The 3,232-nt window shown below is 56.1% G+C and carries 4 protein-coding genes and 3 tRNA genes; all 7 read left to right on the top strand.

Going from position 1 to position 3,232, the window contains the following annotated elements:
- The first annotated feature begins 183 nt into the window (after window positions 1-183).
- On the top strand, window positions 184-1,149 hold the full coding sequence (gene birA / locus ACIGEK_RS22415; RefSeq protein WP_397495432.1) for a bifunctional biotin--[acetyl-CoA-carboxylase] ligase/biotin operon repressor BirA: 966 nt from the start codon (window positions 184-186) through the stop codon (window positions 1,147-1,149).
- Window positions 1,139-1,882 (top strand): pantothenate kinase, encoded by a 744-nt coding sequence (locus ACIGEK_RS22410; protein ID WP_397495431.1) that lies wholly within the window; start codon window positions 1,139-1,141, stop codon window positions 1,880-1,882. The genes birA and ACIGEK_RS22410 overlap by 11 nt, the downstream gene beginning before the upstream one ends.
- An 8-nt stretch (window positions 1,883-1,890) precedes the next feature.
- Entirely contained in the window at window positions 1,891-2,562 is a 672-nt protein-coding gene (locus ACIGEK_RS22405; RefSeq protein WP_397495429.1) for an SPOR domain-containing protein, read from the top strand.
- A 141-nt stretch (window positions 2,563-2,703) separates the two neighbouring features.
- Window positions 2,704-2,788, top strand: a tRNA-Tyr gene (locus tag ACIGEK_RS22400).
- Between the two features lie 24 nt (window positions 2,789-2,812).
- Window positions 2,813-2,886 (top strand) — tRNA-Gly (locus ACIGEK_RS22395).
- Between the two features lie 26 nt (window positions 2,887-2,912).
- Window positions 2,913-2,988: transfer RNA gene (locus tag ACIGEK_RS22390), tRNA-Thr, on the top strand.
- Window positions 2,989-3,071: 83 nt separating this feature from the next.
- On the top strand, window positions 3,072-3,232 hold a 161-nt coding region (locus ACIGEK_RS22385), incomplete at its 3' end, for a GTP-binding protein (protein WP_309109606.1).

The raw sequence follows: 3,232 nt of genomic DNA, 5'->3' as shown, positions 1-3,232 counted from the left end.
GTGTGGGGTTTCCCCATGTGAGAGTAGGTCATCGTCAAGCACCTATACCAAAACCCCCGATCAGGAAACTGGTCGGGGGTTTTACTTTGTGCGCCGAAAACAACCTGCGCACAGGCAAGCCTTTGATAGGCAACTAAACAGGGCATCGTTATCATGCGTGCCTTATTGCGTGGCGGGGCTCACATGCTTGCATTGTTAAGGCTTCTTCAGGACGGGCGATTTCACTCGGGCGAGGCGCTCGGCGCTGCGCTGGGCGTTAGTCGTTCTGCGGTATGGAAGCAGCTACAGGCTCTTGAGGCGGAGCTGTCGTTGCCGTTGCACAAGGTGCGCGGGCGCGGCTACCAGTTGGCGACGCCGCTGCAGTTGCTGGATGCTGATTGGCTGAATGCTCAAACGAGTGCGCCACAATGGCGTGCTTGCGTTCTATCTAGTGTGGACTCGACCAATGCAGAGGCCTTGCGGCTGTTGCCGGAGGCGCAATCTCTACCGTACTACGTGCTTGCTGAGCGCCAAACTAGTGGGCGGGGGCGGCGAGGACGTAACTGGGTCAGCCCTTTCGGCGAGAATCTGTATTACAGCCTGGTTGTTCGAGTCGAAGGTGGTATGCGCCAGCTTGAGGGCATGAGTCTGGCTGTCGGCTTGGCTCTGCTGCAGGTTATACGCGGCTTTGGCGTGGCTGAGGCCGGATTGAAGTGGCCCAATGATGTGCTGGTGGGTAAGCGCAAGCTTGCGGGGATTCTATTAGAGCTTTCGGGTGACCCGGCTGATGTATGCAATGTGGTTATCGGCATTGGTTTGAATGTGAACATGCTTGCGGCCGAGCCCGGAGCTATCGGTCAGCCATGGACTTCGATGCGCGCTGAATTGGGCCGTCTGTTGGATCGTAATGAGCTTGTTGCGGAGTTGAACCGGCAGTTGTCGCGCTATCTGGATATACAGTTGCGTGAAGGGTTCGCCGCTTTGCGTGATGAGTGGCAGGCTTGTCACCTTTGGCAGGGCAAATCCGTTGCGCTAACGGCTGGCGGCGAGCCTATCGAGGGTGAGGTTTTAGGGGTGGATCATTCTGGCGCCATTCGCCTTCGTATTAATGAGCTTGAGCGAAGCTTTAGTGGTGGTGAGCTTAGTCTGAGGTTGCGTGATGATTCTTGAGCTCGACTGCGGTAATACCTTTATCAAGTGGCGTTTGCTCGGTGATAGCGCGGCTGCAACAGTGGGGGGCGTTGTCGACTCAGATCACGCGCTTATAGAGGTCGTTCGAGAGCAAGCGTCGCAGTTGCGCGCCTGTCGCTTGGTCAGTGTGCGTAGCGACGAAGAAACTTCGCAGTTGATCTCGCTGCTTGAGCGAGCCTTTGCTGTCACGTGCCATGCTGCCTGCGCTGCCGTTGCATTGGCGGGTGTGCGCAACGGCTATGAGCAATACGAGCGTCTTGGGCTTGATCGCTGGCTTGCGGTTGTTGGGGCTCATCAGCTATCGCGCAAGGCGGCACTTATTATTGACCTGGGTACTGCGGTGACTTCGGATTTTGTGGCTGCAGATGGCCGGCATCTAGGCGGGTTTATCTGCCCCGGTGTGCCGCTGATGCGCACGCAGTTGCGAACCCATACTCGGCGAACGCGCTATGACAGTGATGAGGCGGCTCAAGCATTAGAGAATTTGGTGCCGGGGCGTGCAACTGCCGAGGCGGTTGAACGTGGATGCTTGTTGATGCTGCGTGGGTTTGTCGGTGGTCAGTACGCGATGGCGGGGGAGTTGCTGGGTGGTGACGTTGATGTTTTTCTCACCGGTGGTGATGCTCCGCTGGTAATGGATGTTATTCCGGGTGCGCGGGTTGTGCCGGATTTGGTGTTTATCGGCCTGGCGATCGCTTGCCCCGTAGATTGAGGTCACGCATGCGCTGGATGTTCTTGTGGTTGGTTGTGCTGAATCTGTTTTATTACGTTTGGCATCAACAGCAGGCGCCGTTGCGGGTTACTGAAATTGCGCCGCTGAATATGGCGCAGAACAGTAAGCGCGATATTCGCCTGCTCAGTGAGTCGAGTGTGCCGCCGCGGCGAGAGGTTGCTGAGGTGCAGCCTGTTGAGGCTGTGTGTCTGTTTCTCGGCAGTTTTGAGCTGATGGCAGATGCGTCTGCGGTCGAGCAGCGCTTGCTGAGCCTAGATATTCAGTCGAGGGTGCAGAGCATGGATGCGGCGGCCGGCGTCGACTATTGGGTGTATCTACCGCCTTTGGCTTCTCGGCAAGCGTCGCTTCGCCAGCTGCGCGAGCTGCAGGCGCGCAAGATTGATAGCTACATCATCACCCAGGGCGATTTGGCTAACGGTATTTCCCTGGGGATTTTCCCGCGCAGTGACTCGGCGCAGAGCGTGATGCAGCGTTTGCGCGACGCGGGATATGAGCCGTCTTTGCGCGAGCTGACGCGCGCACATCGCAGTTTCTGGGTGCGTATTTCGCCGCAAAGTCGGCGCTTGGCGGATGATTCCTTGCTGCAGCGTTTGGCTTTTGACTTCAAAGGCTTAGAGCAGCAATTAATGCCGTGCGAAGGGGTTGCAAGCCCTCAATAGAATGCATAGAATGGCGCCCGCTTCGCAGGGTGGCGCTTACAAGTGTTCTGCGAAGTTGCTGTCAATGTAGCTAACCTCAGGTTTTTTAATGAGAAATTGCTTGACAGTAGGTCGGCATAGAATGAGAATGCCGCCCCGTTTGGAGGGATTCCCGAGTGGCCAAAGGGATCAGACTGTAAATCTGACGTCATCGACTTCGAAGGTTCGAATCCTTCTCCCTCCACCAGATTTAGCGAGAGCTGCAGGCTCCGCGGGTATAGTTCAGTGGTAGAACCTCAGCCTTCCAAGCTGATGATGCGGGTTCGATTCCCGCTACCCGCTCCAGCATTGTTGGTCTTGCAATGTGTTTTGCTCATGTAGCTCAGTTGGTAGAGCACACCCTTGGTAAGGGTGAGGTCAGCGGTTCGAGTCCGCTCATGAGCTCCATCTAATAAAGGCAGATATGCAAGTATCTGCCTTTGTTTTATGGCGGTGATGCTGAGTCAATTCTTCTCTGGGAGGCAGTCAAAATGGCTAAAGAAAAGTTTGAGCGTAACAAGCCGCACGTCAACGTTGGCACTATCGGTCACGTTGATCACGGTAAAACCACTCTGACCGCTGCTCTGACCCGCGTCTGCTCCGAAGTATTCGGTTCGGCCAAGGTTGACTTCGACAAGATCGACAGCGCCCC

It is taken from the genome of Pseudomonas sp. NPDC079086, assembly GCF_044542155.1.
Taxonomy (GTDB): Bacteria; Pseudomonadota; Gammaproteobacteria; order Pseudomonadales; family Pseudomonadaceae; genus Aquipseudomonas.
The sequence above is the reverse complement of the archived record's forward strand: the minus strand, read 5'-3'. Positions and strand labels throughout refer to the sequence as shown.